The organism is Streptomyces sp. NPDC058964, from assembly GCF_042741275.1.
Lineage (GTDB): Bacteria > Actinomycetota > Actinomycetes > Streptomycetales > Streptomycetaceae > Streptomyces.
On sequence record NZ_JBHYKH010000028.1, the window covers coordinates 1 to 3312 of the forward strand.

General features: G+C 67.0%; 4 protein-coding genes. All 4 read left to right on the forward strand.

Translation table 11 applies throughout. The annotated features are described in order from the left end of the window. The coding region (locus ACFW2E_RS05890) for a hypothetical protein (protein WP_384462017.1) at positions 1-625 on the forward strand (625 nt) is incomplete at its 5' end. A 215-nt stretch (positions 626-840) separates the two neighbouring features. Further along, on the forward strand, positions 841-1065 hold the full coding sequence (locus ACFW2E_RS05895; protein WP_384462020.1) for a hypothetical protein: 225 nt from the start codon (positions 841-843) through the stop codon (positions 1063-1065). A gap of 43 nt (positions 1066-1108) precedes the next feature. Then, positions 1109-1942: a PIG-L family deacetylase gene (locus ACFW2E_RS05900; protein WP_384462023.1), complete on the forward strand. Its 834-nt coding sequence runs from the start codon at positions 1109-1111 to the stop codon at positions 1940-1942. 296 nt (positions 1943-2238) lie between these two features. After that, positions 2239-2922: a hypothetical protein gene (locus ACFW2E_RS05905; RefSeq protein WP_384462026.1), complete on the forward strand. Its 684-nt coding sequence runs from the start codon at positions 2239-2241 to the stop codon at positions 2920-2922. Positions 2923-3312: the final 390 nt, after the last annotated feature.

The window sequence follows — 3312 nt, forward strand, 5'->3', positions numbered from 1 at the left end:
GGCGCCGAAAGCCCGTATCCCCGGGGATCCGGCGGCCGGATCCGAAATCGTGAGCCTTGTCAAGATCACTATGGCACTGCCGTCGCACCACAGAGCCCGCGTCCACTGGCTCGTCGATCAGCTGCCGCACGAACCCCGAGACTCTCCGTCCCTTCCGTCGCGGACCTATGACCAGCACGAGTCGGGCTTCGGTGCGATGCTCGCCAACCTGCTGTGCGGCAACCGGAACCTGCACTCCCCGACCGCTGCGGCCAAGACCCTGGCCCTGCTCACCGATGGCCGCGTGTACCTGGCCGCCGCCACGATCCGCGGAATCGGCCGGGGACGCGTTCCGCTAACTCCGGCCCTGGTGACGGGCTTCGCGACCGCCCTCGGCATCTCGGCTGGTGACCTCGCCGCCATCACCGGTGTCGAGCTTCCCGAGTCGTTGCGTCCCGACGATCCGCTGGCCGCCGAGATGGCGGGGCTGCTTTCGAACTGTCGGCGCCTGACCGCGGCTCAGGCCGAGCGCGTGTGTGACGAAGCGAAATCGATGCTCGTGGCAGTGACCGATGATGCCACCGGCGAAGTCTGGAACCGCCTCTATCACCAGCACGGGAGATGGTGGGGAGCGCCGGGGCGATGAACGCGGCTTGAGTCGACACGGCTTTCCGCACGCCCCGACGCTGTTCCAACGTCGCAGTCTCACGGTGAGGTTGGAAGGCCACGGACTGCCGAGAACCTAGCGGGCGGGAGGGGGACGAGCCGAAAGCACTTCGAGTTGCGCAAGGTCGAACTGGGCACGTGCGGGCGTCCCTACGGGACCCCCGCGCTCACGAACACGCCTGCGTCCACTGTCCGATGCTCCGCGTCGACCCACAGCAGTGTCGGCGTCTGGAAGAGATCATCCGCAGACTCGGTGACCGCATCGACGAAGCCGGCGTCAGTGGCTCGCTCGGCGAGGAGCAAGGACTTCAGATCAGCCTTGAAGCAGCCCGCAGCAAACTCGCCTCGCTCGACCGACTGTCTCGGACCCGCAACCGCACCCCGGTCACCCGATATCGGCGCGACCCCTTGTACGCCTGATGCAGACTCGGACCGAGACTTTTTCACACAGGAGGACTGTTTCATGAATGACCGGCCCTTGACGCTCATGGCGGTGCACGCCCACCCCGACGATGAGGCCACCGGAACGGGAGGTGTCCTCGCGCGGTACGCGGCGGAGGGCATCCGCACGGTCCTCGTGACGTGCACCGACGGTAGTTGCGGTGACGGACCTGGGGGTGTCAAGCCGGGTGATCCCGGGCACGATCCGGCAGTTGTCGCCTCGATGCGGCGTAGGGAACTTGAGGCAAGCTGCGACATCCTGAAGGTCAGTCATCTGGAGATGCTGGACTACGCCGACTCCGGGATGATGGGCTGGCCGACCAACGACGCCCCCGGATCCTTCTGGCAGACCCCCGTGGAGGAGGGCGCTGCCCGACTCGCGGAACTCTTGCGCCGCTACGAGCCCGATGTGGTCGTCACCTACGACGAGAACGGCTTCTACGGCCACCCCGACCACATTCAGGCAAACCGCATCACGATGGCGGCGCTGGCGATGACCGTGCCGACGCCGAAGGTGTACTGGACGACGGCGCCCCGCTCGATGATGCAGCGGTTCGGGGAGGTCATGCGCGAGTTCGGTGCGGACTGGCAGGAGCCGGATCCGGCCGAGGCCGCCGCGATGGCCGAGATCGGACTCCCCGACGAGGAGATCACCACCTGGGTGGACACCGCCGCGTTCGGCCCTCAGAAGTTCGATGCGCTGGCCGCGCACGCCAGCCAGGGTGAGAACATCTTCTTCCTCAAGATGGGCCAGAAAAGGTTCACCGATTTGATGGGCGTCGAGACCTTCGTACGTGTCCAGGACACCACCAGCGCGGCCGTGCCCGAGAACGACCTCTTCGCCGGACTGCGCTAATCGCCAGCCTTCCAGGGGTCTGAGAGAACTCATGGTCCGTACGGCTCGATCGAGCGTGCTCGCACACCTGGAGGCTTGTGCACGTGGGGTCCGCTCCAGCGGGCCTTGATCATCAAGATGGCCCTGCTCGGTAGCGTGGCGGTTAGGAGGACGCCAGTCCCTCACCCGGGCAGGGCCGTTGAGCGGGCACGTTCGACAGGGCTGAGTGGGGATCGACCGGACGGGCTGGTGGCCGGCCTCCATGCAGAACTGCGCGCCGCCCCGCCTGTTGCCCACGTTGCGGTGACAGTTTACGCATGGTCCAGAACCTGATCGCCTCAGTCAGCGTCCTCGTTGCCCTGGCAGGTTTTGCCCTGAGCTATCAAGGACACCGCGACAAACAGAAGCAGCGGGGCCAGACCCAGGCATCAATGCTCGACATCCGTATGAAGATCGACCGGTCGCCGCTGCACGATGGGTGGGCCGTTCCCCAGGTGGTCGTAGCGAACCTGAGCAATCGGCCCCTTCAGGCCCTCCGCGTGCTCTATCACGATGACGTTCTGGCTGAGACTCCCGTACTCGCCACAGGCGACATGTCCGTCGCGCTGCCGCCCTTGGAACGCACCATGCCCACAGGCCTTCTGCTAGGTCACGTCGCTGTCGAATTTTCCGATTCCGCAGGAACCCGATGGCGCCGAGAGGGCTATGGAAGCTTGCAGCGCGGCAGTCGCAGCAAGGGTCTCGACAGATGGAAATGGGGAGCCCCTGAGTCGCCGCTCGTCGCGACTGCACCACCTGATCTGGAACGAAGCTCGATGCCGCCGGGGCCACCCTCTGGGCCGGTGGCCTCCGCCCCTGCACCTCACGATGAGGTGGGGCATGGGGCACCGCAGCGGTCGAGGCGCAGAACTCTGCGGCTTTGTCACGTACCGCCTGTCGTCGTGGCGCTGTTGTCGGTAGGACTGCTCGGTGTGGCTGCCGTGCTGTTCCTGGCCAAATAACCACGACTGCCCGCACCTGCTCGGTCACCTCGGCTGGCGCCGGGGCAGCCTCCCCTGCTGGGCGCGCAGGGCACCGACGTTCAATCGTGCGCGCCGGGTCCTCGGTAGTGGCGTGCAGACAGTAGTGGTCGGCGGCCGTCGCCGCGTTGGGGACCAGGACCCACACCTCGATGCCCAGGCGGCGGCCCCAAGCACCCCACCTACCAATCCTTCGAAGAAGAGGGCCCCACCATGCGCACGATCTTCGCGTGCGACGAGGCGCTCACCGGCCCGGACACGGAACACGCAAGCCGTGGGGGGGGGGGCGGGGGGCCGGGGCCGCCCACCCGGGGGGGGGGGGGGGTTTGTGGCCCCCGACCGGGCAAAGGCCGCGGGGGGGGGCGGGAAAAG